Genomic DNA, 26,632 nt, shown 5'->3' with positions numbered 1-26,632 from the left:
CAATATACTGCTCCGCTCGACTAAATACTGCTCACCATCCGGCAGCTCCTCCGTTATCGTTCGAGCAGCCGCGCAACGCCGCGAAACTCATCGAGAATGTCGGTCCCGGGCGCCACGAGCGTTCGCATGGTCCGGGTCCCTTCAAAATAAAACGTCGCTATTTCGTAACCGTCGAATGTTCCGGCGACGACCGCGCCGTCGGGATCGACCGCGAAGGCGCGCTCTCCTCCCAGCACCACGACGAACAACCGAAGCTCGGTCGCCCTGGCGCGCGCGAACAGCTCTTGCCATTGCGCATCGCATGATGCCCGCCAGAGGACGAGTTGATATCCGCTGCAGCGGTATCGCACGAGAAACGCCGGATCGATCATCTTCTCGTCGTCGACGCAAACCGCGGGTACGAGCTTGTGAAGCTCATCGATTCCGGTCGCCGGAGCGATCAGGGCCTGCGCCTCGACGATCGTCAATCGCTCGTCATGCGCCCGTATTTCGCGCGCGGCCGCGAAGGCGATGCGAAAACTGTCGGAAACCGGCGTAGCTACCCTGGGTTGGAGATCGTCGACGCGCGCAAATATCCGCGGCGTCGTTGAAAGCTCGATCTCCGCCTGAATGAATTCCGGTCTCTGCTGCGACGCGATCGCGAGCACGGTACCTGCCGCGTCGACGATTTGACTCTTCCCGGCGTAGGCGACGCATCCAAGCTCGGCGCCGCACTTATCCGCGCATACGATCGGCGTCCCGTTCTCGCGCGCACGCGTGCGGGCTAAAACGTCGGCGAGTGGATTCTCCAAGTTCGCCGGATCTCGGCCGCTCGTCACCCACGCCGTCGGCATCGCGAGCAGGTCGGCCCCGCGTTCGACCAGGGCCCGGGCGATCGTCGGAATCCGCCCATCGGCACAGACGAGTGCACCGATGCGTCCGACTCGCGTAGGGATCGGCGCAAAGCCTTCGCCGGGCGAAAACCACTGCCGGTCAAACCCCCACAGGAAATGCTTGTCCGCAACGCCGGCGATCGTGCCATCGGCGTCAACGACGACCGCGCTGTTCCTGAGCGTTCCACCTTCACGCCGCACAACGCCCGCGACGATGACGATCGCGCAGGTCCGTGCGACGTCGCACAGCTCGTGCACGGCGGCGTCGGTCTCGCTCGGATCGTATGCATCGAAGCCGACTACGTACGACGGCACCGTTCCCTCGGGCAAGACGAGCAGCTCTACGCCCGAACGCGCCGCGGCATACACGGAAGCGACGATATCGGGCCAGACCTCGGCGAATCGGTCGCGATCGTGCGCCGGCAATTGCAGGGCCCCTACGCGCAGTGTGCGGCTCACGAGCGCGTCGCTACGTCGATCTTTCCGTATTGATCGGTTACGACCGCATACACGCTCCCATCGGCTCGCGTGCAAAAGGTCAGCGTCTCGTTCTCACGCGTTCTAAATGTGTCGGGGGCGATGGCTGTGAGCGCAAAATGCTGCCCGCGGCCGTCTCTCATGCGAAGCCCCTGCGCATCTTCCTCGACGATGATTGCCGAATGGCTGCCGTCGGCAAGCCGATAGCGTCCTTCATAGGCGGCGAGCTTCGCCGCCGGTAAGACGAGCGGCGGCGGTGTGCGCGGAACGGGAAAGGACGGATCGAGAACGTGCAACGCCGTGTAATCCATGAAGACGCTGACGTTCGAGAGCATCGCAAGTACGGTGTGATGGACCGGGTCGATTCCCAAGAACCCATGATATCCCAGCGTGTCGCCGTTGTGCCAAACGAGTTTATCCTGGTCCTGCGTTTCCCACACGAGCCCGACCCGTGCCTTTTGCTTTCCCGCATCGGCGCGCGGCTCAATTGCAAAGGCACAGTCGCCGGATATCGGTGTACCCGCTCCGGGCAGGCACGCGGATCCGAGCGTCAGCAGATCGCTCACCGACGAACGAATCGCCCCGGCGCCCGCGAGCGAGCCGTTCCACGTCATGTATGGCTGCGGATTTCCATCGGCATCGTAGCCGGCTACGATGTCGCCGGCGGTGGCGTTCGGCGCAGGCACCGACGTGTCGCGCAAGCGCAGTGGGTCGATGATCGCCCTTTCCACGAGATGCGCGTAGGAAGTCCCGGCGCGCGTAGCGAGCAGTTGCCCGAGCAGCCCGACGCCCCAATTCGAGTATTCGTACTGCGAACCCGGCGCCCGCGTCAGCTTGTAGGCGGCGAGTGCGGCGTACGACTGCGCCGAAGTGTAATCGGCAAGGGCGCCGGGCCTGGCAAACACCAATCCCGGCGGCATGCGCGGCAAGCCGGAATGGTGATCCGCAAGATCTTGCACCGTTATCTGCTCTCCGTCGAACGTGGGCGCCCTCACGCCCGCCGGGAGATAGGTTTGGATGGGGCTCGAAAGCGCGATCGCTCCCGCGCGCACCATGTGCGCGAGCGCGATCGCGGTGAACGTCTTCGTTATCGATCCGACCTCGAAGAGACTGTGCGGCCCGATCCCGGACGCGGTTCCCGATGGCGGCGTAATGACGTCGTAGGAGCGGGTTCCGTCGGGCGCGAGATAGCCCAGCACGATGACGGCACCGGTGCCGCTCGGCAGCAGCGAACGAAGTGCGGCGCGATCGTCCGCACGTATGAACGACCCGGTGCTTCCGCGAGCGGCACCGATCGATTCGCCGAGAAAAACCGCGATGACGATCACCGCTAACCACGCGCGTCGCCCAAACGTCATGCGAGGACCGAGCCTCCGGAATTTGACACTGACAATAATATATTATATACTATTTGCCGATGCCCGGGCAAGTTGACGTCGCAAAGGTGTTCGCCCAATGTGCTGCGGCCGCACTGCTCTTGACCGGACCGGCCCGAGCTTCGGACGTATACGCGCATCCGCAACGATTGATCGACGTCGGCGCCGGGCGACGCATGAACATCTATTGCACCGGTCGCGGGTCGCCGCCGGTTATTCTCGATGCCGGAGGCGGCGGTTCGACGCGCTCATGGCGTTACGTGCAGCCGCGGATCGCAACATTTACCCGCGTATGCTCCTACGATCGCGCCGGCGCCGGATTTAGCGATCCGGGCCCTCTCCCGCGCACGACCAGCGCTATCGTTTCCGATCTTCACACACTCCTGGAACGGGCGGGGATCGCAGCGCCTTACATCCTCGTCGGTCATTCGATGGGCGGTTACGACATGCGGTTGTACGCGGACAGGTACCCTGCCCAGGTGCGCGGCATGGTTCTCGTTGATCCCTCCGACGAACACCAGGATGCCCGCTTGAATGCGCTCTTGCCGCGACTGCGGCGTTTCGACGCGCTCCAGATCACGATGCTGCGAACGTGCGAAGACGCGCCGCGCTTGTGCCCACCGCAGAACGGCCGTGCCGTCAGCGCGCCGGCGTGGGCCGACGCTCTATCGGAACTTCAGAATACACACAACGCCGATCTTTCCGAGCTCGAACACGCACATCGGGCACCCTATGATTTTCCGCTCATCGTATTGACCGGAGGCGCGCAATTCAAGCGCTATCAGCGGCTGCTGGGCGCGAGCGATGCTCAGGTTGCCGCGGCGCAACGCGCATGGAGCGCGATGCACGACGAACAGGCTCGCCTCTCGGTCCGCGGCGTCAACGAGCACGTCCCCGGCGCCGGGCACGACATCCAGCTCGATCGTCCGGACGCGGTGGTTCAGGCCGTGCGTCGCGTCATCAGCGAGAGCACGCCGATATGAGCGTGCACGCGACGATCGAGGACCGCATCGCTGAAGGCCTTCGCGAAAGGATTCTTTCCGGGAAATTGCGGCCCGGCGAACGGCTTCGGCAGGCGGAAATCGCCGAGCAGTTCAGTGCGAGCCACATCCCCGTCCGGGAAGCGCTGCGGCGGCTCAACGCGGAGGGCTTGGTTTCGATCGAATCACGCCGCGGGGCCGTCGTTTCGCAGCTCTCGCAGCGCGAACTCGAAGAGATCATCCGCTTGCGCCAATTGCTCGAAGTCGAACTTCTCACGCAGGCGATCCCGAAGATGACGGATGAGGATTTCGCACGATCGAGAAAAGCGCTGGCAGCGCTCACTTCGAACCGGCGAGGCGGTTCCTACTCGGCCCACAACTGGGCCTTTCACGAGGCGCTCTATCACGCCTCTGGCGCACCGCTGACGTTGAGTCTGGTCGAACGCTTGCACCGCATCGGCGAGCGATACTTCGAACTCAAGCATGACCTCGACGAAGTCAACGCGGAACACGGCGCGCTCCTCGATCTCACGAAGAAACGCGACGTCAAACGCGCAGCCGAGCTACTCTACAAGCACATTGGCCGGCTGAGCGAGCGCATTCCCATCTCAACGCCGACGAACCCTAAGGGTAAGACTCCGGCGGTGAAGACTCGACGCTGATCGCAAGCCGCGTCGAGAACCTACGGGTCGGCTGGCACGGACGCACGACATCCCATAACTTTGACCCCGCGGGCCCAAAGTGCAGACTCAAGCCTCTCGTCGGCGGGAAACGCCGCGGTTCGGTATTCGTACGCCCTCAGTCCATAGACTCGTGCGATTTCACCCCTTCCCGATACGGCGACGCTGAGTTGCGCAGACGGCACGACGCGCGGCGTCTGATTGTACAAGGAAAACGAGACTTCAGGCGCTCGATGGCCGGCATGCGTGGGCATCGTGACACTGCAGGCCGTGACCACGACCGGCAAGAGATTGATACCCGGAACGCCGGTCCTGAATGACGGCCATTCCTTTAACGCGAGAGGCTGAATTGGGATGCCGATGACGGCGGAAGCCTTTCCTGAAAACCTGATCGTTTGCATCGTTGCGAAAGGCGAGATGGGCACGCCGTTCTTGTCACCCGGCTTTGTCGATAGGAGGAACGTGTTGTTGGTGAGGGACATCGACGCGAAAGGGTAGACTGTTCCATCGGCGCCCTGGTCCGGTCCGGTACCGCAAAGGTAGAACGTCGGCCGCGCTGCCAGCAACACCGCAACGCCAGCGTCATCTTCGCTCGAACGGGTGAACGCGACGCGACGAAATTCGTGGGCATTCAAATTGAAGATGAATCCGCCTTGGAAATTTCCGCGGTCAAAACGATCGGTAACAGCCACGTATCGCAGCTTCTTCGGCTCCTGGTTGTACACCGAGAATGAATACGTAACCGTCTGATTCGGAGAGCCAGGGGGCTTGCCGAATCGCAAGCCGCACGAGAGCATGAGTACCGGCGTCTGCTCCGTCTGCACGGGTGTCCCGACCACGAGTTGTGACGACTGGTCCAAGGTTTCCGAGCGAACCGTGGCGGCCCTTATCGCGTCCCTTGCGACGACCGCCTGCGGCGCTCGTGCTGCATAGGTCCGTGCTCCGCCAGCGGTACCTGCCCCCAAACCCACGGCGGCAGCAAACAGGAGCGAAGAGAGACTCAAAATGCCTTTCAAAGGGCGGCTTCTTCTTTCCACCGCAACATCTCCAACGCTGTTACGTTTTTTGCGGAGGCGAACCTTCGCCGCACCTAGCCCGTAGCGATCATGGCGGTGCGCGCGACACGGGGGTTCCGCTCCGTCACATGCAGACCGATATGACCGCGCTAAGGATCGACGTTGATCGCGAACCGCGTCGCGTGGCCGGCGCAGACGAGCCGCTGCGCTTTCACGCGAATAGCAGCGCACGGGAAAACATGGACCGCAAAGCGCGCCGCACGGCCGGAGTGTCTCACTCGTCACTCGATCCCCAATCGACTGGGGAGATCGGCGCGACCCGGAAAAGCGCCCAGTAAGTGGCGGTCCAAAACACCGCCGCTACGAGATTGCCCATAACCACACCGAAAGCGATAAATGGTAATAGGGAGCTGGAGAGATAGATGGATTGGAACGCAATCGCTGGCGAACTAAGTATCCAGTAAACCCGCTGTTTCATTTCGCCCGAGAGCCTTGCTCCCAAGAGCGCGATAAAAGCAAGGGCCAGGGGCCCTGCTAGGATTATCGACGGGACCCCCGCCATAAATGTCAAGCCATAAAAACTCTCCGGAGGCACTCGGTTGTAGAGCGAGAGCATCAGGATCCACGGAGCGAACGAAACAGCAACCGCAAGCGCCGCCGAACCGATCGCACACGAGAATCGTATTTTTTCGATCGACTGCTAACCTCCGATTTCAATTGTGGCAGGTTCCGCCTTGGGACCATCCCGCTTTATGGAGCCGCGTTGATCGCAAGGCGCGACGCGCGCAAGGGAGTCCGGTTCCCTACATGCAAACTTGGCCGTCGTACTCACTCCACGCCGCGAGCTTGTCGCTCTCAAAGGTTAGGCGCACGTAATAGGCATCGCTACACGGCGTGAAGAGTCTCCATGTCTGTCCTACCTCGGCCGTCAAAGTGTTCGCCGATGCTCCCTCAACGCCGCCGATCGGTATGCCCATCGCAAACGCTATTCGCCTTACGTCGGTCACACTCTGCCCTTGTTGCAGCCGGCCTATGAAAGCATCCTGACGCCGCTGTAACCCAGCCTGCGTTGCAAGTCCCCATAGGAAGAACACGACCAGCGCAACTATGGCAAACATGAGCACCCTACGCGCCACCGAGCATCCTCCCAACCGAGCCAGCGAGCGGGCGCAGTAGCGCGCCCAGGCTCCGCTCACAAACAATCACTCAATAGGAATAATCCAGGCTCGTATTCAGCCCATCCTGGATTAGTACTGATCGTTGCCGTCGCTGCCCGCCCTTTCAAGCACGAGTTCATTACCAGCGGCAATTTTCTGGTTTGCTACTGGGAATAGCGCCCGTTCTTCATTGTGCGTTCCTTAAGGATCGACATTGATTGCCAGGCGCGTCGCGCGGTCGGCGCGAGCGAGGGGCACGAGCTTCTCTCGTATGGCTGCGCGGAGCGGCTTTGGTGTTCGCGTCTTCACCGCAATGCGGAAGCGCCACTCGTTGTTGACGCGCGCGATCGCGTACGGCGCCGGCCCGAGCACCTCGCCGATATTCGCGGCGCGCAAGATCTCCGCATAGCGCGCCCCCGCGCTCTGCGCGGCTTTACGGCCGCGCCCGATGACGCCGAAATAGACGAGCCGCGAGAACGGCGGGTAGCGCAGTTCGCGCCGCTGCTCGAGTTCGCCGCGCGCGAACCCCTCGTAGTCGTGCTCTGCGGCGTAGACGATCGCCGGATGCTCCGGCGCGTAGGTCTGCACGATCGCCTCGCCCACGCTCGCGCGCCCGCTGCGCCCGCAGACCTGCGCGATCAGATCGAACGTGCGCTCCGCGGCGCGGAAATCAGGAATGTGCAAACCGACGTCGGCGGCTACGACACCGACCAATGTAACCGTCGGGAAGTCAAGGCCCTTGGCGACCATCTGCGTGCCGACCAGCACGTCGCCGCGCTCGCCGAACTCCGTGAGGAGGCGCGCGTGATCGCCGATGCGCGTCGTCGTATCCGAATCCATCCGCACCACCCGAGCATCCGGAAAAAGCCGTGCCACTTCTTCTGCCACCCGTTCCGTGCCCACGCCGAACTCGCGAATCGTTTCGAGCCCGCACTGCGGGCACACACGCGGCAGCGGCATCTGAAAGTCGCAGTAGTGACAGCGGAGGAGACCTTCGCTGCGATGTGCGGAGAGCGAGACGTCGCAGCGCGGGCAATGCGGCACGTGACCGCAATTACGGCAGAGCACGAAGCCGCCGCTCCCGCGCCGGTTGACGAAGAGCACGCACTTCTCGCCGCGTTCGATCCGCTCGCCGAGTGCCTCCGCAAGCATGGTCGAGAAGATCCGGCGGTTGCCGGATTCGAATTCCTTGGCCAAGTCGACGATATGCACGTGCGGCATCGGCTGCGCGCTCGCGCGTACGCGCAGCGCGACCAACTCGATCTTGCCGCGCAGCGCAGCTTCGTAGCTCTCGAGCGGCGGCGTCGCACTGCCGAGCACCAGCACGCCGTTCGCGGCGCGCATCCGCTCGCGCGCGACGGTGACCGCATGATAGCGCGGCACCGTCTCCTGCTTGTACGAGGTCTCGTGTGCCTCGTCGACCACGCACAGCCGCACATCGCGCAGCGGCGCGTAGATCGCGCTGCGCGCCCCGACCACGATGTCGATCTCGCCGCGCGCGCAGGCTTGCCACGCATCGAAGCGCTCGCGCTCGGAGAGCGCCGAGTGCAGCACCGCAACGCGATCGCCAAAGCTCTCCTCAAAGCGCCGCGCCGTCTGGGGGGTGAGCGAAATCTCGGGCACGAGCACGATTGCGCGCCCGCCCTCGCGCACGACGCGTTTGATCGCCTCGACGTAGACGTAGGTCTTGCCGCTGCCGGTCACCCCGAAGAGCAGCAGCTCGCGAAATGCGCGCGTATCGAGCGCCGACCCGACGCGTTCCAGTGCGACAGCTTGTTCGGGCGTCGGCGGGAACGGCGCATCGCCCAGCGCCTTGAACGAACGCGCGCGTGCCGGTTCCACCTCGCGCTCCTCGAGCGCGCCGGCTTTGACCGCGCGCGCGATCACCGCGTTGGAGAATCCCGCCAGCAGCGCATCGGCGCGCGGCACACCGGGCTGCTCGCGCACGAACACCGCCAGCGCCCGCGCTTTACTCCCGCGAATCGGCGCATCGCCCGGATAGAGCACGCGCATGCGGTATGCACTGGTCTTGGGCTGCACGAAGCGCCGCTCGCGCCGCAGTTCGCCGCTGCGCACGAGCGTTTGCAGGTGCCGCAGCAGGGCGCCGCGGTCACCGGCGCGGCGCGCGTCCGGATGACGCAGCAGCGTTTCGAGCGCGAAGCCGTCGCCGAGCTCTTCCCAAATCAATCGCACGAGCCGCGCCGGAACCGACGGGTAGCGCCGCGGACTCGGCTGCGCGACCGTGCGCACGAAGCTATCGATCGTGCGCGGCAGCGCGCCGGCAAGCACCGCGGCCGAGAGCGCTTCGCCGAGCGTGCACACGTAGTATTCCGCGACGAAGAGCGCGAGATGCAAACCGTCCTCGTCGAACGCACGCGGCACGTCGAGCCGTTCGAGCACCGCCTTGCGTTTGGAATCCGGCGGCGCCTCGTAGGGAGCGGTGACGACGTAGGCCAGCACCTCGCGATTGCCGAGCGGCACGCGAACCACCTCGCCCACCGCTAACTCGAACGCGCCCGCATCATAGGTGAGCGGCAAATCGAAGCGCGACGAGCGAATCGTCGCGAGCGCATCCACCACGCGGGGCATGCGTCAGCCGAACGATTCGGGCGAACGGCGAAGCTGCGCGAGCACGCTGCGCACCGTGCGCTCGGGCACCTCGATGCCGTATTCCACGTCACCGATCGCACGCGGCAGCACGAAACGCAGCTTACCTCCGCGCTTCTTCTTATCGCTCGCCATTGCCGCGAGCGTGGCTTCGACGCCGACCGAGGTGCTCAGCGGCATGCCCAGCAGCGCCATGGTCGCGAGGATGCGAAGATGTTCTTCCTCCGAAAAGCGGCCGGTTCGCATTGCGAGCAGGCCAGCCGCGCGCAAACCCAACGCTACGCCGACGCCATGCGAAACGCGATAGCCGCTGGCCGTTTCCAACGCATGCCCGAACGTGTGACCCAGGTTGAGCAGTTCGCGGATCCCCGCTTCCTGGCGGTCGTCGGCGACGATCATCGTCTTCACCTTGATCGCCTCGGCGACCACTTCGAGCCACGGCCAGCGCCAAAATGCGTGCGGCGCGAGCGCCTCGATCGATTCGAAGAATGCATCGCCCTCGATTATTGCGGCCTTCACCACTTCCGCCAAGCCTTCACGCAGGTGACGATACTCCAGCGTCTGCAACGCGCCCGTGTGTGCGAACACCGCCACCGGGTCGGTGAAGCTGCCGACGATGTTCTTGCCCGCGCGCACGTCGACGCCCGTCTTCCCGCCAACCGCGGCATCGACCATCGCGACCAGCGTGGTCGCGACATGTACATAGGGCACCCCGCGCATATAGGTTGCGGCGCAGAAGCCGAAGAGATCGCTTGCAACGCCGCCGCCTACGCCGATGATCAGCGTGTCGCGCGCTACGCCCAACTCGAGAAGCGCATCGTGCACCATTTCGACCGTCGAGAGCCGTTTGCGGCTCTCGCCCAGCGCGAAGGCGAGCATGCCGAGCGAGCCGGGCAGTTTGTCGATATCAAGCGCGACCCGCACCACGTCGCGATGCGCGTCGCTGAGTATCATGAAACGCTGCCCGCGATGCTCGATGAACGAGCCGAGCGGCGCGCGCACGTCCTCGCCCACGCAAATGGGATAGCGCAGGTCGGTATTGACGATGAAGTCCGAGGCTAGATCTCGATTTTCTTCTTGTGCAGCCACTCGACGATCGCCTCGACGACTTGAGCGGAGCTCATGCCGTCGGCTTCAATGACGCAATCCGCATGCGCGTACTGCGGCATCCGTTTGGTGTAGAGATGCTTGATCCGCGCAAGCGATGGCGTTGGTCCGAGCAGAGGCCGGACGGTGCGGCTCTTGCGCAGGCGCTCCAGCACTTGCTCGGGCGTGACTTTGATGAAGATGCGATAGGCGCGTTTCTTCAGCAGCTTGGCCGAGGGCTCGTAACTGAGCGCGCCGCCGCCGCAGGCCAAGACACCCGCCTCGCCCTCGCTCACCACCGATGCGATGGCGTCGTGCTCATAGTTGCGAAACGCGTCCTCGCCCTCGCTGTAAAAAATGTCGGAGATCGCGCCGTGCTGCTTCACCACGATATCGTCGGTATCGAAAAAGGCACATTTGAGCTTACGCGCGAGGCGCTTGCCGATCGTCGATTTTCCCGACGCCATGAAGCCGACCAGCGCGATGTGCTGCTTCACACACTCTCCGGCGCCGGCGCGAAGAGCGCTGCCGCCGCCTCGTTCGCGCGCCGCAGATTATCGCGCGTTTCTTCGATCGAATCGCCGCCGTATTTTTCGAGCACCGGCGCCACCAGCGCGAGGCGCACCATCGCTTCGCCCACGATGCCCGCCGCCGGCACCACGCACACGTCGCTGCGCACGATCGTCGCCGGCGCGTCGGTTTGCTGGTGCAAATTCACCGACGGCAGCGCTTTCATCAACGTGGGAATCGGCTTCACCGAAATGCGCAGCACGATCGGCTGCCCGTTGCTCATGCCGCCCTCGATACCGCCGGCGCGGTTGCTCCCGCGCACCACCTCGCCGCTTTCCAGCCCGAACGTGTCGTGCGCTTGCGAACCCGGGCGCGACGCGACATCGGCGCCGAGCCCGACTTCCACCGCCTTCACGGTCTGCATGCCCATGAGCGCACCCGCCAGCACGCCGTCGAGCCGGGTTTCGGGTTGACGATTGCTGCCGATGCCGACCGGCAGACCGTCGACCCGCACCACGAACACGCCGCCCAGCGTATCGCCCGCGGCCTTGGCCGCGTCGATCGCCGCGATCATCTTGGCTTGCGTGGCCGGATCGGGATTGCGCACGTCGCTCGCCTCGACGTCGTCCTGGGAAAAATCCTCCAACTCGGGCGAGACCACACTGCCGATTTGATGCACGTAACTGCGCGTGCGGATGCCGAGCGTCTCGAGGAATTGCGCGCAGATCGCGCCGAGGCAGACGCGCATCGCGGTTTCGCGCGCGCTCGCGCGCTCGAGCACGTTGCGCAGATCGCGCTGGCGATATTTAAGCGCGCCGGCGTAATCGGCGTGGCCGGGTCGCGGATTGGTGAGCTGCTTGCCGGCGCCGGTGATCGGATCCATCAGCGCGCGCACGTTCTCGTAATCGCGGTTGCGCACGATCACCGCAATCGGGGAGCCCAACGTTTCGCTGCCGCGGACACCGGCCAGAAATTCGACCTCGTCACGCTCGATTTTCATGCGTTGGCCGCGGCCGTAACCGCCCTGGCGGCGAGCCAGGGTTTGGTTGATGCGTTCGACGTCGAGCCGGAGATGCGCGGGCAGCCCGTCGAGGATTCCGACGAGCGCCGGTCCATGCGATTCGCCCGCCGTGAGATAGCGGAACACAGCGCTCTCTTGGCGGGTTGTGGTGCACGCGCCTCCTGCGGGTACCATGCGAGCATCATGTTGCAAGAACTCGCCGGACTGCGCATCGCCATCCTGGTGGACGACGCGTTCGAACAAGTCGAGATGACCAAACCGCGTGAAGCCTTGAATGAAGCCGGCGCGCAGACCATCTTGATCTCGCCGCAAAGCCCCGAGGTACGGGGCTGGAATCAGCACACGCCGGGCGATACGTTCGCGGTCGACATGCCGCTTTCGCAAGCCCACGCGGGCGATTTCGACGGCCTGCTGCTTCCCGGCGGCGTGATCAACGCCGACACGTTACGGACCAATCCGCAGGCGGTCGAATTCGTGCGCGGATTCGTGGACGCCGGCAAGGCGATCGCCGCGATCTGTCACGCGCCCTGGATGCTGGTGGAAGCAAACGCCGTACGCGACCGCACGCTCACCTCGTGGCCGTCGCTGCAGACCGATATTCGCAACGCCGGCGGCAACTGGGTCGACCGCATGGTGGTGGACGACAACGCGCTGGTGACGAGCCGCAAACCGGATGATATTCCGGCCTTCAACATCGCCGCGATCGCGTGTTTTGCGGGCCACCGCCCGGTCGCCAAGGCGGTTCAGCGCTAGCGACATGAAAAAGAGCCGCCCGATCGGGCGGCCCTGATTTCTCGGGGATTAGCGGCCTTTTTTGCGAGCCGGGCTCTTTTTGGCGGCAGCCTTCCGAGCCGGAGCCTTTTTGGCCGCCGATTTTTTGGCCGTCGACTTTTTGGCCGACGACTTCTTCGCGGCGCCGCCGCGCCGGGCGGTGCCGACGGCTTCCTTCAACGTGCGTCCGGCAATGAATTTCAGCACGCGCTTGGCCGGGACTTTGATCGGCTCGCCCGTCTTCGGATTGCGCGCGATGCGGGCCGCGCGGTCCCGAACTTTGAACTGGCCGAAGGGGGTGAGTTGAACCTTATCGCCCGACTTGAGCACGTCGGTGATCTTCTCCAGCATCGCTTCAATCAGGTCGACGACCTGGCGACGCGGGACATCCATCTCTTCGGCGAGCTCACGAGCTAACTCGTTCTTGGTCATGCTGTCCTTTCGGAAACGTGGGCAGTAATTGACCAAGCGCATTATCGAAAAACCCCCATTTCCCTTGTGGAATTGGGCCCTTCCGAAAATGCTCCGGGGCCCGCGCCGCGAAAAGTCATTCGCCGGATGGGCTGACAAAACGCGTCCCCTGGAGGGCGGCCTGTGAGAAAGCAACTTATCTCCTGCGTTATTTTCAGTGTGACTCTTGCGTACGCAACGGTCGCCCCGAGCCAACCCTTGGCCGCGCAGGATCAATGGCACAATCCGGATATGGCGGAGGATATCGCTGATGCGCTCATCACAAGCGTAGCCATAACGCTCCTGACCGCCGATGACCTGAATGCCTACGCAAATGGCGGAACCTTGTACGGACCGATTCGCTTAAGGTCCGGCGCTCTCGTCAACAAGCCATACAATCCGTTCGTGATCAATGGGAGCCCACTAATCGACGGGCCCGTGACCATCGCCAAGATTGAAGGTCGGCCATTACGGATAGCAGCGGACGTACGCCGCTTCTCGATCCGCGCGATCACGTCCGCGGGCGCCGTCAGAATCCCACGCATTGACCCCGGAAACTTCGAGCAGAGGTACGGGAATTCTCGCTATTATCTGGACACTGGGCCCTTCGTCATGAAAGGGTTCGCAATTCCCGGACCGATCGATGTTCCAGGAGCAGCCGCCGGCGCGCACATCTTTTCCGCACCTCACATCGAGGGCACTATTACGATTTCGAATGCGATCCGGTTCGTTATGAGCCACGGGAACGAATCGATTTTGTTCGAGGGACCGATAACGCTTGAAGGCCCGGTCGACATCGACAGCATTAGTTACGGACCGTTCTCGAACGATATCGGGGGGCTTATTGACAACCCCGGTCTGATCACGGTCACCGGCCCGATCACAATCGACGGGCCAATCGAAGTCGACCTATAGGCTAGTGCGCATGTCCCAAAAGATAGGCGAATATGGACGACACTGCGCCGGAGATAGCCGCCGTAATCGTGCTGAGGTTGTTGGCGCCGGTCGCGTATAACGTCCCCTTCTTATTGACGTCCATTATTACGCAGAGTCCTGACCCACGGTGAATCTCGTACTCCATGTTGTCATTGAAGCAATGAGGGTCCCCGCCCTCGGTCAATAGATGCGTCGTTCTAAATCCTACCTGGTTGAAGATAACCGTGACATTTCCGGACGTGTAAGAGCCGCCGACGTTGAGATAGAACACATCCCTGGATTGACCGTCGACCGTGTCTTGTGACTGCGCGTAGGCAAAGGACGTGATTATCATGCTGGACTGGGGTGTGATCTGGATGGGTAACATACCGTTGAACGCGACGATTCGACACGTCCTTCCAAATCCGACGCGCGGCGTCAGCCCTGAAGAATCGACGCTCGCGGTCCCGATGCTGATGTCCGAGATCGTCAGCGTTCCCGTTAGATAGAGGTCGTTGCAGGAAAGCGCAGTCAATTGCTGCGGGCTTACGAGGTCGGCGAACCCGCCGTAACCCACAAAGCTTGGCGGGGACGGCGCGGGCGTCGCGCCCTTCGGCATCGGCGTTGGCGACGGCGTTGGCGGCGGCGGCGACGCCAGGGCGAGATCCATGCGCGTTACGACCATCTCGCCTGCACCGAAACGAAAACGAAACGGATTCCCCGCTTCCCTGGCCGGGGTCTGCGATGCGTTGAGCGCGGTCAGCAGCGCGAGAAAGTTCTGTCCGGTTGTTGTTTCGTTGGATTGACTCGCGGGCTTTGCGGGGAGCGGCGTTGCCGCCGCACCGGCTGAAGGGCTCGGCGAGGGAGCAGGCAGCACAACCGATACTTCGTCGATGTAAAATCGCTTCGACTGATCGCCTTTGGTTCCGCGGTCGCCGATGGAGAAAAATGCATACGCAAGGTCGTCATTCGACGTCTCGTCGTCGATGTGCAGTGCGAGGCACCTAGGCGTAAGCTTATCAGAGTCCGCCGGGGGAGGCGGCGGCGATGGCACCCCAGGGAGGAGACTTCCAGAGGCAGTGTAGCACGAGGCGGCTGGGTGGCCAAAAAACTTCTGATTCGTGCTAGCCGGCGCGAACTCTGCGCTATTAAACGAGTACTCCCACGTCGCAGGATTAAGGGGGTCCGTCGCTTCGGTGGCTGTAGCGCCCTTGAACGCAAAAGAGAAGTCGTTCTGGCTGAAAACACTCATACTCAACGTGCCCTCGATGCCGGAGACGGGGGGCGCCGGCGTTGCCGAGGGCGATGGCGCTGTGATCGGCTTCTCCGCGTACGTTAGCGTTGCGCTGCTCAGCGTTATCTCCGCAACGCCAAGTGCTGCGCTTGGCGACGGCGACGGCGACTCAGATGGAGCTGGCGATCGCGTCGGCCACGGCGACGGTTTGAACGTTACGTTCATGAGCCAACTCGAGGCGTGTTGATTGAAGGCAACGCCCGTAAGGGCCTGGGCCGCGCCTTTGGGGCACATCTTGGCTTCGGACACCATTCCGTTCCCAATATCCAGCTGTCTCGTATCTGCATCAAGCGTTAGTGAATCGCCGCATACGTAGAGTCGCGGCAGCTGTAGGCCTGCTGCAGCACCACCACTCTGCGAGACCTGTGCCGTTTGGGTGCTGCTCGCAGAGACCTTGCTTGCGAACGTTACGTAATCTGCTCTAAGCGACATTGGGACCGCCGTGCCACCGGCTCCGTTCCCTCCCAAGGATAGGCTTAAGATAGCTTGCCTCGGCACGTGCAACATATACGACGTGCCAGAGCCGCATTGGAAGTCAACAGTATTGAACAGGTCAACGGACGAATTGCTGCGACATTCGAAGCCATCTAATGTTAGCCACCACGGCTGGTGGAAGAACAGATTCGACGTCTTTATAGCGACGAACCATGGCGAACGGCTAACCGCTCGCTTTTCAAGTGAAAGCGAATACGTTTTTCCCGAACCCGAGCCATCCAGTGTCACCAGCGTCTGGCTCTGAAGGTTATGCAGCGTCAGATAGCCGGTCAGATAGAGATGCTCTGCATCGCGCGAGACGAACGCGCGTGACAATGAGAAATTATCGTCGAGTGCGACGTCGCCGATGAAAACCGGGTCCCACGCTGCCCCCTGAAGCAGCTCGACAACCAGTCGCCTCAGTCCGGGACGCGGTAGAGAAAGAAACGCGAGGCGGCTCCGGCAGACCGGCCTCCCTAACTTAAGAAGCGTGATCGTTCCGGACTGGTACGCATAGTGCACGTCGATGCGGTCCTCGTCAGCCTTGGGATCTCTCCTGGTCGCGAGCCTCCTCACAATGCTCGTGTCGTCGAGATCGGTCTTCCAGTGATCCGCCTCGTTTACGGGCGCGCTTACGGTCAGGATTATCGTGCTGTCGTCGGTCGCTAGTGTGCTTGTCGACGACCGAACGTTGCTGGTGGAATGGATGGCTGCTGTGAGTTGACCGCATAGTTCGGCTGCCCCCACGGGCGTGGGCGCGGCCAGCACCAGGGCGGTCGCCAAAGAGAAAAGCAATACACTCCGCATGAAACACCTCTTTCAGTGCGTCCCCCAGCCGCTAAGGATGCCAAGTATGCACGCCTCGTGAAGGCGCGATAACCCTGGTTATTAGAGCATGCGCGAATCCTTGCGCCGACGCAATAGTCCAGCAGGACTATCGAAGAACCGTTCGCGCCAAAAATGCCCCCAGGCCCGTGCCGCGAAGGAACCCGCTAATGAAGAAACTCGCGCTGATGCCGCTTTTGGCATGTGTCTTTCTCGTGCCCCATGCGCTTGCTGCGCGCGCTGCAGCGCCGCCGCTGACCTTAGCGGGCCTACGTTCCTTGGTCGGTGTTTCGCACGTGAACATCAGTTCCGACGGCACAAAGGTCGTCTTTATCGCATCGTACGGCGACTACAAGCACGATAGATACGAGAAACGGTTGATGGAGGTCTCGAGTGCCGGTGGCGCGACCGCGATGCTGACCGGCGTGCTCAAAGGATTGGACGACCCGCAATGGTCGCCTTCCGGCGATCGCATTGCGTACCTCGCCGACGACGATCACGACGTCGCGCAGGTGTATACCGTGTCGGCAAACGGCACGAAGCCCGTGCAAGTCACGCGCGCGAAGCGCGACGTGGAGCAGTACGCGTGGAATCCCGCCGGCACACTGATCGCGTACGTCACCGCAGACGGGCCGGCCGATCCGGCTGCCGCTGCTCGTCACGACGACCTCTGGAGCGTGCACGACGACGGCTTTCTCACCACGTACCAACCGCGACCCTCACATCTTTGGATCGCGCAATCCGACGGCAGCAGCGATCGCCGTTTGACCGAAGGCTCCTGGGGCGTGCTCGAGGCGGCGCCGCCGTTCGTCGGCACGGCAACCGATCCGTCGTGGTCGGCCAACGGCAAATCGATCGTGTTCACGATGCAATCCAACGCCGATGATTCGGACTCCGATCGCACCTCGATCGCGATGGTCGACGTGGCGAGCGGCACGGTGACCAAACTCGATAAGCGTACGCAATACGAATATCAACCCGTCTACGCGCCGCGCGCGAACGACATCGCGTATCTCTACCCGCACGGTCCCGGACCGATCAGCGTGCTCGACGTCTTTATCGGCAACGCGAATTCGAACCGCGACGCCACGCCCGCACTCAATCGCGACGTGACCGACGTCGGCTGGCTACCCGGCAATCGCTTGTTGATGCTCGTGTCCGACGGGCCGCAAACCGCGCTCTACGCGCAAGGCCCCACCGGCCGGGCGGCGCGGCTTCCGCTTGGCGCGCTCAATCCGTCGGAGTTCAGCATCGCAAAGAACGGCGCAATCGCGTTCGTCGCGAGCACGACCGCACAACCGTCGGAAGTCTATCTTCTTCCCGCGGCCGGGGCGACGGTGCGCCGCCTTACGAATCTCAACCCGCGCTTCAATCTCTTCGCCTACGGCAAGAGCGAAGAAATCACGTGGAGAGCGGCCGACGGCACGCGCAGCGACGGCATTTTGACGTATCCGGTCGGCTACGTTGCGGGGAAGAAATATCCGCTGGTGCTGCGCATCCACGGTGGACCCGAGGCATTCACCTCGCTCGCGTTCGAGCCGCTGCGCCAACTTTTCGCCGGGCTCGGCTACTTCGTGTTCGAGCCGAATTACCGCGGCAGCGACAATCTGGGCAACGCGCACGAACACGCGATCTACAAAGATCCGGGCGAAGGCCCGGGCAACGACGTGATGGCCGGCGTCGCTGCGCTCGAGAAAACGGGGATGATCGACACCTCGCGCGAGGCGGTGACCGGTCACTCCTACGGCGGCTACATGACCACGTGGATCATCGGCCACTGGCACCATTGGCGCTCGGCCGTCGTGGGCGACGGCATGGTGGACTGGGTCGAGGAATACAATCTCTCGGGAACCGGCAATCTTGCCTGGACGCGCGATTCGCTCGGCGGCTCGCCGTGGAACCCGCGCGTCGCCCCGCTCTATCGTTCAGGATCACCGATCACGTACGTGCACCAGATCGTCACCCCGACGCTGATCATCTCGGGAACCGCCGACGAACAGGTGCCGGTCTCCGAATCATACGAGTTGTATCACGCGCTGCACGACGAGGGCGTGCCGGTGCGCTTCATCGCGATCCCGACGGCCAAGCATCATCCGAACGATCCGGTTCGCACCGAAGGCTACGACCGCGTGACGCTCGATTGGGTCGAACGGCACATGAGATAAACTCAAAGGTCATTTGCGCGCTCTCGCTAGCGGTTGCCGGGCGTCTCCTTGGGATAGATCACATGTGGCGTGATGAGGAACACGATCTCGTCGCGCTCGTGCGAGGTTTCTTTATTCTGAAAGAACTTCCCAAGAATGGGTATGTCGGCGAGCCCCGGCACTTTCGTGATCGTTTCGCTCGTTACGTCGCGCATCAGGCCGCCCAGCACGATCGTTTGAGAATCGTTGACTCGCAACGTGCTGTCGATTTTTCTATTCGTGATAATCGGGTAACCCGTGTCGGTCAAACCTTCGATTTCGCTGTATTCCGGATGCAATTCAGCGGTAACGACGCCGTCGTCGCCGATCGTGGGCGTCAATCGAAGCTTCACGCCGATGTCCACGAATTGCACGTTCTGGCCACCGAGAACCGACGTATTGAATACGATCGGATACGTCTCGCCGATCAACAGGTCGGCTTCCTTATTGTTGAGCGTAACGAGCTTCGGGGTCGCGAGTATCTGCGCTCGACCCTGCGTAATCAATGCGTTGAGCGTCACGTTTACCGGAACTGAACCGCCGGCAAAGGCGTAGGCGGTCGAACCAAGCGTCGTCGTACCTTGGAGGTTCGTGCCCCCGAATTCGAGCCCAAAGTTGCTGCTGTCGTTCTGTGGCGTCACGTCCGCAACTTTGACCTCGAACATCACCTGCGGGCTCGGACGGTCGAGTGTGGCAAAAAGGGTGGCGACCGTACTTTGCACGCCGTCACTCCCGTCCACGATGACGCCGTTGTGCTCGTCGTCGGCAACGTAGGTCCCTTCGGGAGCGAGAATTTTGAGCTGCTTTATGGCGTCGTCCGCTTTGACGTACTTCAGCGAGTACGACCGCGTCTCGCTCCCGCTCCCTGCTCCTATCGTCGGTGCGTCCAGCGCGGCGATCAAACGGCGAGCGCGAGCCACCGTATCGCCGCTGCCGGTTATGACCACGGCGCTGGTTCGCCGATCCGGCACGATGATCGTGCCTAACGGGAGCGCGGAAACGATCTCCTTGGCCACGTCGTCCGGGTTCGCATGCTCGAGCTGTAACACGACCGTTTGCGCGCCCACATTGGCTTTGCTTTCGTCATAGCGCCGGTTCATCGTGTCGGCAGACCCGACGATCAGGACGTTCCCCTCGCGATGAACCTGCAGGTCGTGCGCGCTGACCAGCACGGCGAGCGCACGCCCGAAGGTTACGTCGTGCAGATGAAGCGTGATCCGCTCCGGCTTCATCGAGTCGTCGGGCACGATGTTCTCGCCCGACTGCGCAGCCAGCAACGCGATCACATCGCTGATGTCGGCATCGTGGACGTCGATGGTTATCAGGTTCGGAGCCGTGGCTCGTGCTGCGCAAAGCACCGCTAAAGCCATGATGAGGAGCGCTGCTTTCACCGCTGTTGCCTATCCAACGGTAGACGCGAGCCGTCGGAAAGGAAGACGCTCGACGAGGTGATTTGAACCACGGTGAGATAGCCGATTTTGTCGCCGACGGCGACGACACGAACGGCGCCATTGATTTCGACGAGCGCTCGGGCAGCGTCGCCAACCACGACCGCCCGCACGATTGGAGCATTCGCCATTGCGCCGGCGTTTGGCGGAAGAACGACGCTGACGTCCGCTTGGAACCGCCGATCCGGAACAAAAGGATCACGTGCGATCGAGTAGTCGGGAAAGGCCATTTGTGACGGGAGCGCCAGCCGCGTGCGAGGCCCGAGGGGTGATTGGGTGCCCGCGGCACCCGCGATCATCGTGCTCTGGCCGGTCAGCGGCAGGACGGCGCAAGCACCAAGTACGAGCATCGCCGCGAATCGCGCCAGCACGCGCCGCTCGCTATCATAGAGGGCCGGCAGCACGTCATACCTCCTTTGGGATGGAACCGGAGTAGCGAAACATCGTTGCACGAATTCGTGCGTTGAGGAGCGGCTTCGGCGAGGCGTCACCGGCATCGGCAAAACTCGCGCTCTCGACCTCGATCAAGACGTCATGACGAGGGAGATCGCCGATAAAATGGAGCAGGTCCCGGAAACGTCCACGCACGTCGATCTCGATCGGCACACCCGTCAACGTCTCGTTCGAGACGGATTGCTTCGCAACGGGCGAAGCAGACGGAGCCGGCTCGGGCACGATCGAGCGAACATCGACCGCGAACACTCGCCCCTCTGCTCCGAGCAGACGTACGGTGGCCGCCAAGGTAGCACTTCGAGACTCCTGGCCGGAGAGCAGACGCACGTCTTGTGAGACACGTTTCGCCAGCGAGCGCAGCTCCACGGCGTGCCGTACCGCGGCTTCGTTTTGATCGGCCTGATCGTAGAGCGTCTTCGCCTGAGCCTCGAGTGCCGCAATATCTTGAGACGTCGGCCACCAAATCAGGGCAAACCCTACGCCAAAGAAGAGCGACGCTGCGAGAATCCACGTCATCCGGACGCCGGCGCGGATATCGAACTTCTCGAGCTTCATCGAAGTTCTCCGACGCGAACCACAAAGGCGATCAGCCGACCGGTCCGATCCCCGTCTTCTTTGCTCGCCCGCACCAAATCAGGGGACGCAACGTGCGAGCTCGACATGAGGTCAGCCAGAGTCTCGCTCAGACCATCAAGGCCTTCCGCACGGCCGTCGATCTCGAGGCCGTCATCGACGCGAGCAATGCTGGTGAGCCACGCGCGATTTGGAACATGATTGGCGATATCGGCCAGTCCGCTGGCGAGGGCAGCGCCGCTGCGGCGGATCTCCCGAAGCCGGGAGTCGATGACCAGGAGCGTCTCCACGCGAGTCTGCCGAATCTTCGCCTGGCTCAACGCCGCGGCGCTCACCGTCAAGCGAAACGACTGCTCTTTCACGTCGTCGCGCGCCTGCGCCAACAGAAACTGTTCGATTCCCCACCACGCGCACACCACGATGGCAGTCGTCAAAAGCGCCGCGAGCGGCGTTCTCAACTGCTCCGGAATTCGACTCGGACGAAGACGCTCTAACGCGTCGGGGCGACCGTCGTGAACATAGTCGAAGCGCATTATGCGGTCAAGCTCCATGCAGCCAGACTCGCCGCCAAGGCCCAATCCGGGGCAGCAACCCGCACGACGTCCTCCGGATAGGCGTCCGTGTGCAACACGTCAGGCACCGGCGTTTCTGTGAGGGCGCCGGTTGCATCTTCTAACTCCCGCGTAAAACTAGGAATGCGTGCCCCATTCCCCGTCACGGCGATTCGATCGACTTTCGCTCTCGTTCGAGCTCGTTCGACCAGCGCCGAGATGTCCGTCACAACGTCCTCGTGCGCAGATACTCCGGCGCCGGCACAACCCAAGATGCGCTTTCTGCGTTCAGCAGTCGGAAGATCGATCGACAACTCTTGCGCGATGCCTCGCGTGATCGCGCCCCCGCCCGACTGGACGACGAACGAAAGCGGCCCGGCGGGACCGAAGACGTGTAGGCTCGATCGTTCCGCCCCCACGTCGACAATCGCATCGCAATCGGGGAACAACCGTCGCAGCGCGAAGGCGTCGTGGTCGATCGCGATGACCCGTAAGCCGGTCAGATGCGCCGTACGGACGCGCGAATCGATGCTCTCCTTTCGAGCAACACCGATTGCGTACGCTTCCGTGTCCCGGTCGATTGGATGAATGCGTACGATCGACTCTTCTTCCTCGAGGTCCCAGCCGGCGAAGCGCTGCGCCTCGAATCGAGCTGCGCGAACGCGTTCCGGCCACGTCATCTTCGGGAAACGAACCGTACGCAGGGCGCAGGCCGGAGCCCCGAGCGCCAACACGCATCGCCGTTCGCGCGTGCCAACCTCTGATAGCGCCTCCTCGACGACGGCCGCGACCAATTCGAGCTGCTCAACGCGCAGCGGTGCAACGGCATCTTCCGGCACATCGCGCGCAGCGACGGCGCGTACGCGGACCTCGCCGTCGTGATTCTTCTCGGCCACAGCGACGCGCACTCTCGTCGAACCGAGATCGATCCCGAGGGGAAGCGGTTTCCAGTCACCCATTGTTGTGCACCGAACGCATGAACACGGCGAAGACGGCGCCGACTGCCAAAAACGGGCCAAATGGAACGCGGTCGCCCCGCCGCACGCGACCCAGCGCGAGCATTGGAAGCGCCCACAGCGCCCCAGCGACGAAGGCAGACCCGATTGCCGTAGCGGCGCCGACACCACCGATGCCGGCGCCGATTACCGCACTAAGCTTCACATCGCCCAGGCCCAGGCCACGCCCACGCGTTGCGTAATGCACTACGATCATCGGGAGGCCGCATGCGCAAGCGCCCAGGAGCGAGCGTGTCGTGTTGCTGCTCGCAAGTGACCAGACCACGATTCCCAGCGCGGTTGAGCCGGTCACCCAGTCATAAATCAAACCGCGGCGCAGATCGGTAACCGCACAGACGCCCGCGCAGACGAGCATCAAGGCCGGACCCAACCACCCGGCACTCATCGCCGTAACCTCGCCAGAGCGGCTCGTACCGGCAGGTAGCGCGGGTCGATCGAGCGGGCCAGCAGCAAGAGCGATATCGCGCTTTGACTCGACGTGCGCCGGGCATCGGCCGCCGCAAGCGCGAGCGCCTCCACGTCGCGGCGCTCTCTACCGACGCGCTCGAACTCGCGTTCCGCCGAATCGTAGTTTTTGAGCAGTTGCAGGCAGAGCGCCCGGTCCATCCGCAGGGTCGTGTCATGCGGATATGCCTGTAACACTCGACCGGCCGTTTCGATCGCATCTCGCAGCTCGCCGCTCCGACGCGAGAGAAACCCTGCGAAGACGTAACGGTCTGCCGCCGCAAGATTCGCGGGATCGACTTCCAAAGCTCGCCGATACATCACCCGAGCACGCGCGCCGCGCGCGTAGAGCAGGACGTCGCCGCGTGTAACCAGCGCTGAAGAGAGCGCTCCCCGCAGCGTAAGAGCCGCGCATGCCAGCGCGACGGTTACCACCGCAAATCGTCGCAGCGTCGCACGCCAGTCGATCATGCCAAGAGCCCGTAGTAGCAGCCCAGCGCAATCATCAGCCCACCGGCGGTTGTCGCAGCCGCGTCTTCGAGCTGTCCGGCCGGCAACAGCCTCTCGGGGAGCGTGAGTCCGATGCCGACGGCTGCAAGCGGCGCCATATGCCCGATTGCAAACGCCCCGACCGTGGCCAGCGAAGAGCCGAAGGAACCCGACGCCGCGGCGGCACCCGCGATCGCCGGCACGACCGGAGTACAACACGGCGAGAATACGAGCCCGAGGGCGGTTCCGCACAGAGCCGGCGCGCCGAGCGATGCGCCCTTCGCATCATGATGACGACAATGGTGATAAACGATGAGTTGACGCAGACCATAGCCGACGAACGAGACCGCCAAAGCCCAGTACAGCTGTTGCGAGAGCGCGAGGGCCGCGGTAACCAGTGACGCAGCCGTTGCGAGCAGCGTATAACATAAAAGCAACCCGGCAGCAAAGAGCACGACGCGAATCCACCTTGCGGTTCCGCTCGACTTTGCCGTGAGCGCGGCCAAGGCAAGATACCGGGGCGCCATACACGGTCCGACGCTCGTTGCGAACCCCGCCGTAAAAGCGGCCGTCAACGCAAAGGCGTTCATAGATTACTGGCTCGCGACTGCCGTGAAGCCCGAGCTCGACGCGTACTGGATATGCTCGGCCGAGGCGGTCCCGCCGAGGGCGCTAAGCGTCGCCGGGTCGTGTTGCCCCGGGCAGATGATCGTGTAACTCGCGTTGCCGCTCGAATAATTCGCGACCTGGTACTGATAGTAGCCGCTCGGGTTGACTGGATCGATCGGCGTTTGACGAAGATATTGGCCGATGTTCGTGTCGGTCGACGTAACGTTCGTGGGGCTGGTTACGTCGGGATAGGCTTCGTGATCCGTTTGATAGAGCTCGAGAGCCGTCGCAATCTCTTTGAGATTACCCTCGCACGCCGCGGTTTGCGCCTGCGCGCGGGCACGCATAAAATTCGGTACCAAGATAGCTACGAGGATGGCGATGATAGCCACCACGATCATCATCTCGATCAACGTAAACCCACGCTCGCCCGCACGCGACATGTACACTCCGTTTCCGGCTACGGCCTTCAATCCGGAGCAGTGCCATCTCTAGGCGCTCATGGGACGCGCATGCGATCGCATTTTCTCGAGCGCATTGCGATGTAGCCGCGTTATGTGGCGTCGCGAGTATCCCAAGCGCCGCGCAATCTCCCCAATCGGCGTATCGATCTCATAGATCTCGCGGATGATCTCTCGCTCGACCCTCGTGAGACTCTCGAGCCACGAGTCGATCGCAACCCGTTCCAGATGGCTGTCGATGGTGTACGAAAGCGATAGCTGTTCGTTCGGGCGTAGCGCATCGACCGACAAGGGTGTACCTTCGTCTCGGTACCGTATCAGCTCGCGAAGCTCATCCACGCAGACGCCAAGATGCTTTGCCATCTCATGTTCGTACGGCTCGCGACCCAGGACGGCGCACAGCTCCCGCTCGGCGGCGGAAAAGCGCCGGTCCAATTCCCGGATCCGGCGCGGCGCGCGCAACACGCGCTCGCTGTCGCGCACATAGTGCATGAGCTCGCCAAGAACCAGGATCCACGCATACGCTTCAAACGGCGTTCCGACATTCGCGTCGAACCGGTCCGCGGCCTTGATCAGACCGATGGCTGCGACCTGCTCGAGATCACGCCGATCGACGCCTGCGCGCATGAATTTGCGCGCGCCGCGTGAGCACAGGTACTGGTATTCGCGAATGGTACGCTCTCGTTCAGATTCGAAAACTATCACTTGATGCTCCCGATCATAGAATAGAGTGGAATCAAAATCGACGCTACGATGAGCCCGACGAGCGCACCGAGCACAATGACGAGGGCCGGTTCAATGATGCCGCTAAGCGTGGTTACAGCCGTCTCGACATCGAGTTCATAGTACTCGGCTGTGCGCAGCAGCATCGTGTCTAGCGTGCCCGTCTCCTCACCGACACGAATGAGTTGTAGAATCAACGGCTCGAAGAGGGAGTTACGTCCGAGCGCCGCGACGATCGTCTCGCCTTCGCGAAGCGACTCATCGAGGTTACGGATCTCGCGAGCATAAGACGCGTTGCCCACGACGTCGTGCGCCGCGTCGAGGGCTACGAGCAACGGTACGCCCGAACGTAACAGCGTGCCGAGCGTGCGTGAAAACCGCGCCAGTACGGCCTTCCCTAGAATGTTACCGAAGAGCGGCATCGAGAGTACGAGCCGATCCAGGCGCTCGGCAACCGGCTCCGCACGCCGCGCCGCCCCGACTGCGCCGATTGCGCCGAGCACGATCAGGGCGAGCGCTATCCACGTAAGCGGAGATCGCAACACGGCTCCCGCCGCAATCAAGATCCGGGTCGTCATCGGCAATGAGACGTGCATCTCGACGAACATTGCGGCAAATGCCGGCACCGTGCTCCCGATCAGGAAGAGCACCAGCGCCAGCGCGGCGCCGGCTACGATCGACGGATAGGCCATTGCGGAACGGACGCGCTTACGAATCGCCGACGCTCGCTCGAGCAACGATGCCAGTCGTTCCAGGACGTCTTCCAATGCCCCGCCGAGCTCGCCGGCACGGACCATCGCGACGAAAAGCGGCGAGAACTCCTTCGGACGCCTCGACATGGCCGTCGAAAGCTCACTCCCCGATTCGATGTCGCAGGATATCGAACGCAGGGCCTCGCGCAGGCGCGGATCGCGGCACGTGTCGACGACGACGTCCAACGCCCGGCGCATCGGGACTCCGGCTCCGATCAGCGTCGCAAACGAGCGGAAAAAAGCGGTTCGCGCCGAGGCGGAGACGGGCCACGACGCGAGCGCCGAACCGACCGCTCCGGCGGCCGACCCCGCGGCCGCGATCGACGTCACGAACAGCGTCCGGGTACGAAGATGTGCCAGTGCCTGATCGCGATTTTCCGCCCGCAACGAGCCGGCTACGAACCGTCCTTCCGCGCTAC

General features: G+C 62.8%; 26 protein-coding genes. 5 read left to right on the top strand and 21 right to left on the bottom strand.

Annotated features, from left to right (window positions below):
* Positions 1-53: 53 nt before the first annotated feature.
* Both VMF11_00730 and VMF11_00725 read right to left on the bottom strand, forming a co-directional pair.
* The gene (locus VMF11_00730) at positions 54-1,331 is read right to left on the bottom strand and encodes a carbon-nitrogen hydrolase family protein (GenBank protein HTU68816.1); all 1,278 of its coding nucleotides are present in this window, start codon (positions 1,329-1,331) and stop codon (positions 54-56) included.
* On the bottom strand, positions 1,328-2,707 hold the full coding sequence (locus VMF11_00725; GenBank protein ID HTU68815.1) for a serine hydrolase domain-containing protein: 1,380 nt from the start codon (positions 2,705-2,707) through the stop codon (positions 1,328-1,330). The genes VMF11_00730 and VMF11_00725 overlap by 4 nt, the downstream gene beginning before the upstream one ends.
* A gap of 59 nt (positions 2,708-2,766) precedes the next feature.
* Here VMF11_00725 and VMF11_00720 point away from each other — a divergent pair, with 59 nt between their 5' ends.
* Together VMF11_00720 and VMF11_00715 are read left to right on the top strand one after the other, a co-directional pair.
* Entirely contained in the window at positions 2,767-3,708 is a 942-nt protein-coding gene (locus VMF11_00720) for an alpha/beta hydrolase (protein ID HTU68814.1), read from the top strand.
* Entirely contained in the window at positions 3,705-4,367 is a 663-nt protein-coding gene (locus tag VMF11_00715) for a GntR family transcriptional regulator (GenBank protein HTU68813.1), read from the top strand. The genes VMF11_00720 and VMF11_00715 overlap by 4 nt, the downstream gene beginning before the upstream one ends.
* A gap of 20 nt (positions 4,368-4,387) precedes the next feature.
* Here the strand turns inward: VMF11_00715 and VMF11_00710 are convergent, their stop codons facing one another.
* From VMF11_00710 to aroC, 6 genes are all read right to left on the bottom strand, one after another.
* Positions 4,388-5,401: a hypothetical protein gene (locus tag VMF11_00710; GenBank protein HTU68812.1), complete on the bottom strand. Its 1,014-nt coding sequence runs from the start codon at positions 5,399-5,401 to the stop codon at positions 4,388-4,390.
* A gap of 803 nt (positions 5,402-6,204) precedes the next feature.
* A complete protein-coding gene (locus VMF11_00705; GenBank protein HTU68811.1) occupies positions 6,205-6,519 on the bottom strand; it encodes a hypothetical protein in 315 nt (104 codons plus the stop codon).
* 240 nt (positions 6,520-6,759) lie between these two features.
* Positions 6,760-9,147, bottom strand: coding sequence for a primosomal protein N' (gene priA / locus VMF11_00700; GenBank protein HTU68810.1), 2,388 nt, complete (start codon positions 9,145-9,147; stop codon positions 6,760-6,762).
* Between the two features lie 3 nt (positions 9,148-9,150).
* Positions 9,151-10,254 carry a 3-dehydroquinate synthase family protein gene (locus tag VMF11_00695; GenBank protein ID HTU68809.1) on the bottom strand — a complete coding sequence of 368 codons (1,104 nt, stop codon included), beginning with the start codon at positions 10,252-10,254 and terminating at the stop codon, positions 9,151-9,153.
* Positions 10,224-10,748 carry a shikimate kinase gene (locus VMF11_00690; GenBank protein ID HTU68808.1) on the bottom strand — a complete coding sequence of 175 codons (525 nt, stop codon included), beginning with the start codon at positions 10,746-10,748 and terminating at the stop codon, positions 10,224-10,226. Before VMF11_00690 ends, VMF11_00695 begins: the two co-directional genes overlap by 31 nt.
* Positions 10,745-11,908: a chorismate synthase gene (aroC, locus tag VMF11_00685; protein HTU68807.1), complete on the bottom strand. Its 1,164-nt coding sequence runs from the start codon at positions 11,906-11,908 to the stop codon at positions 10,745-10,747. Before aroC ends, VMF11_00690 begins: the two co-directional genes overlap by 4 nt.
* Positions 11,909-11,965: 57 nt before the next feature.
* On the opposite strand from aroC, the gene VMF11_00680 reads away from it, so the two are divergent.
* Positions 11,966-12,535 carry a type 1 glutamine amidotransferase domain-containing protein gene (locus VMF11_00680; protein ID HTU68806.1) on the top strand — a complete coding sequence of 190 codons (570 nt, stop codon included), beginning with the start codon at positions 11,966-11,968 and terminating at the stop codon, positions 12,533-12,535.
* Between the two features lie 48 nt (positions 12,536-12,583).
* Here the strand turns inward: VMF11_00680 and VMF11_00675 are convergent, their stop codons facing one another.
* Positions 12,584-13,027 (bottom strand): HU family DNA-binding protein, encoded by a 444-nt coding sequence (locus tag VMF11_00675; protein HTU68805.1) that lies wholly within the window; start codon positions 13,025-13,027, stop codon positions 12,584-12,586.
* A gap of 120 nt (positions 13,028-13,147) precedes the next feature.
* Between VMF11_00675 and VMF11_00670 the strand changes: the two genes are divergently transcribed.
* A complete protein-coding gene (locus tag VMF11_00670; protein HTU68804.1) occupies positions 13,148-13,918 on the top strand; it encodes a hypothetical protein in 771 nt (256 codons plus the stop codon).
* Between the two features lies 1 nt (position 13,919).
* Here VMF11_00670 and VMF11_00665 read toward each other — a convergent pair whose 3' ends face one another.
* The gene (locus VMF11_00665; protein ID HTU68803.1) at positions 13,920-16,469 is read right to left on the bottom strand and encodes a hypothetical protein; all 2,550 of its coding nucleotides are present in this window, start codon (positions 16,467-16,469) and stop codon (positions 13,920-13,922) included.
* A 212-nt stretch (positions 16,470-16,681) separates the two neighbouring features.
* Between VMF11_00665 and VMF11_00660 the strand changes: the two genes are divergently transcribed.
* Positions 16,682-18,676 (top strand): S9 family peptidase, encoded by a 1,995-nt coding sequence (locus VMF11_00660; GenBank protein ID HTU68802.1) that lies wholly within the window; start codon positions 16,682-16,684, stop codon positions 18,674-18,676.
* A gap of 26 nt (positions 18,677-18,702) precedes the next feature.
* Here VMF11_00660 and VMF11_00655 read toward each other — a convergent pair whose 3' ends face one another.
* Genes VMF11_00655 through VMF11_00605 form a run of 11 tightly spaced genes read right to left on the bottom strand, consistent with a single transcriptional unit; the run spans position 18,703 to position 26,600 of the window.
* A complete protein-coding gene (locus VMF11_00655) occupies positions 18,703-20,085 on the bottom strand; it encodes a secretin N-terminal domain-containing protein (protein HTU68801.1) in 1,383 nt (460 codons plus the stop codon).
* Positions 20,082-20,546: a hypothetical protein gene (locus tag VMF11_00650; GenBank protein ID HTU68800.1), complete on the bottom strand. Its 465-nt coding sequence runs from the start codon at positions 20,544-20,546 to the stop codon at positions 20,082-20,084. The genes VMF11_00655 and VMF11_00650 overlap by 4 nt, the downstream gene beginning before the upstream one ends.
* Position 20,547: 1 nt before the next feature.
* The gene (gene pilO, locus VMF11_00645; protein ID HTU68799.1) at positions 20,548-21,150 is read right to left on the bottom strand and encodes a type 4a pilus biogenesis protein PilO; all 603 of its coding nucleotides are present in this window, start codon (positions 21,148-21,150) and stop codon (positions 20,548-20,550) included.
* Positions 21,147-21,719 carry a PilN domain-containing protein gene (locus VMF11_00640; protein HTU68798.1) on the bottom strand — a complete coding sequence of 191 codons (573 nt, stop codon included), beginning with the start codon at positions 21,717-21,719 and terminating at the stop codon, positions 21,147-21,149. Before VMF11_00640 ends, pilO begins: the two co-directional genes overlap by 4 nt.
* On the bottom strand, positions 21,701-22,678 hold the full coding sequence (pilM, locus tag VMF11_00635; protein HTU68797.1) for a pilus assembly protein PilM: 978 nt from the start codon (positions 22,676-22,678) through the stop codon (positions 21,701-21,703). Before pilM ends, VMF11_00640 begins: the two co-directional genes overlap by 19 nt.
* Positions 22,671-23,120, bottom strand: a complete 450-nt coding sequence (locus VMF11_00630) for an A24 family peptidase (protein HTU68796.1) — start codon at positions 23,118-23,120, stop codon at positions 22,671-22,673. Before VMF11_00630 ends, pilM begins: the two co-directional genes overlap by 8 nt.
* Positions 23,117-23,650, bottom strand: a complete 534-nt coding sequence (locus tag VMF11_00625) for a tetratricopeptide repeat protein (GenBank protein ID HTU68795.1) — start codon at positions 23,648-23,650, stop codon at positions 23,117-23,119. Before VMF11_00625 ends, VMF11_00630 begins: the two co-directional genes overlap by 4 nt.
* Positions 23,647-24,258 carry a cytochrome c biogenesis protein CcdA gene (locus tag VMF11_00620; GenBank protein ID HTU68794.1) on the bottom strand — a complete coding sequence of 204 codons (612 nt, stop codon included), beginning with the start codon at positions 24,256-24,258 and terminating at the stop codon, positions 23,647-23,649. Before VMF11_00620 ends, VMF11_00625 begins: the two co-directional genes overlap by 4 nt.
* A 3-nt stretch (positions 24,259-24,261) precedes the next feature.
* Positions 24,262-24,720 carry a prepilin-type N-terminal cleavage/methylation domain-containing protein gene (locus VMF11_00615; GenBank protein ID HTU68793.1) on the bottom strand — a complete coding sequence of 153 codons (459 nt, stop codon included), beginning with the start codon at positions 24,718-24,720 and terminating at the stop codon, positions 24,262-24,264.
* A gap of 48 nt (positions 24,721-24,768) precedes the next feature.
* Entirely contained in the window at positions 24,769-25,443 is a 675-nt protein-coding gene (locus VMF11_00610; protein ID HTU68792.1) for a sigma-70 family RNA polymerase sigma factor, read from the bottom strand.
* On the bottom strand, positions 25,440-26,600 hold the full coding sequence (locus VMF11_00605; protein HTU68791.1) for a type II secretion system F family protein: 1,161 nt from the start codon (positions 26,598-26,600) through the stop codon (positions 25,440-25,442). The genes VMF11_00610 and VMF11_00605 overlap by 4 nt, the downstream gene beginning before the upstream one ends.
* Positions 26,601-26,632: the final 32 nt, after the last annotated feature.

The organism is Candidatus Baltobacteraceae bacterium (assembly GCA_035502855.1).
Lineage (GTDB): Bacteria > Vulcanimicrobiota > Vulcanimicrobiia > Vulcanimicrobiales > Vulcanimicrobiaceae > Aquilonibacter.
The sequence above is the reverse complement of the archived record's forward strand: the minus strand, read 5'-3'. Positions and strand labels throughout refer to the sequence as shown.

What these genes read in the sequence shown, in the direction of transcription:
- VMF11_00675 (HTU68805.1), bottom strand. Translation starts at nt 13,027, where the DNA reads ATGCGCTTGGTCAATTACTGCCCACGTTTCCGAAAGGACAGCATGACC.
- VMF11_00680 (HTU68806.1), top strand. Translation starts at nt 11,966, where the DNA reads ATGTTGCAAGAACTCGCCGGACTGCGCATCGCCATCCTGGTGGACGAC.
- VMF11_00660 (HTU68802.1), top strand. Translation starts at nt 16,682, where the DNA reads ATGAAGAAACTCGCGCTGATGCCGCTTTTGGCATGTGTCTTTCTCGTG.
- VMF11_00625 (HTU68795.1), bottom strand. Translation starts at nt 23,650, where the DNA reads ATGATCGACTGGCGTGCGACGCTGCGACGATTTGCGGTGGTAACCGTC.
- VMF11_00725 (HTU68815.1), bottom strand. Translation starts at nt 2,707, where the DNA reads ATGACGTTTGGGCGACGCGCGTGGTTAGCGGTGATCGTCATCGCGGTT.
- VMF11_00720 (HTU68814.1), top strand. Translation starts at nt 2,767, where the DNA reads ATGCCCGGGCAAGTTGACGTCGCAAAGGTGTTCGCCCAATGTGCTGCG.
- pilM (HTU68797.1), bottom strand. Translation starts at nt 22,678, where the DNA reads ATGGGTGACTGGAAACCGCTTCCCCTCGGGATCGATCTCGGTTCGACG.
- pilO (HTU68799.1), bottom strand. Translation starts at nt 21,150, where the DNA reads ATGAAGCTCGAGAAGTTCGATATCCGCGCCGGCGTCCGGATGACGTGG.
- priA (HTU68810.1), bottom strand. Translation starts at nt 9,147, where the DNA reads ATGCCCCGCGTGGTGGATGCGCTCGCGACGATTCGCTCGTCGCGCTTC.
- VMF11_00630 (HTU68796.1), bottom strand. Translation starts at nt 23,120, where the DNA reads ATGAGTGCCGGGTGGTTGGGTCCGGCCTTGATGCTCGTCTGCGCGGGC.
- VMF11_00640 (HTU68798.1), bottom strand. Translation starts at nt 21,719, where the DNA reads ATGGAGCTTGACCGCATAATGCGCTTCGACTATGTTCACGACGGTCGC.
- VMF11_00715 (HTU68813.1), top strand. Translation starts at nt 3,705, where the DNA reads ATGAGCGTGCACGCGACGATCGAGGACCGCATCGCTGAAGGCCTTCGC.
- VMF11_00620 (HTU68794.1), bottom strand. Translation starts at nt 24,258, where the DNA reads ATGAACGCCTTTGCGTTGACGGCCGCTTTTACGGCGGGGTTCGCAACG.
- VMF11_00615 (HTU68793.1), bottom strand. Translation starts at nt 24,720, where the DNA reads ATGTCGCGTGCGGGCGAGCGTGGGTTTACGTTGATCGAGATGATGATC.
- VMF11_00705 (HTU68811.1), bottom strand. Translation starts at nt 6,519, where the DNA reads ATGTTTGCCATAGTTGCGCTGGTCGTGTTCTTCCTATGGGGACTTGCA.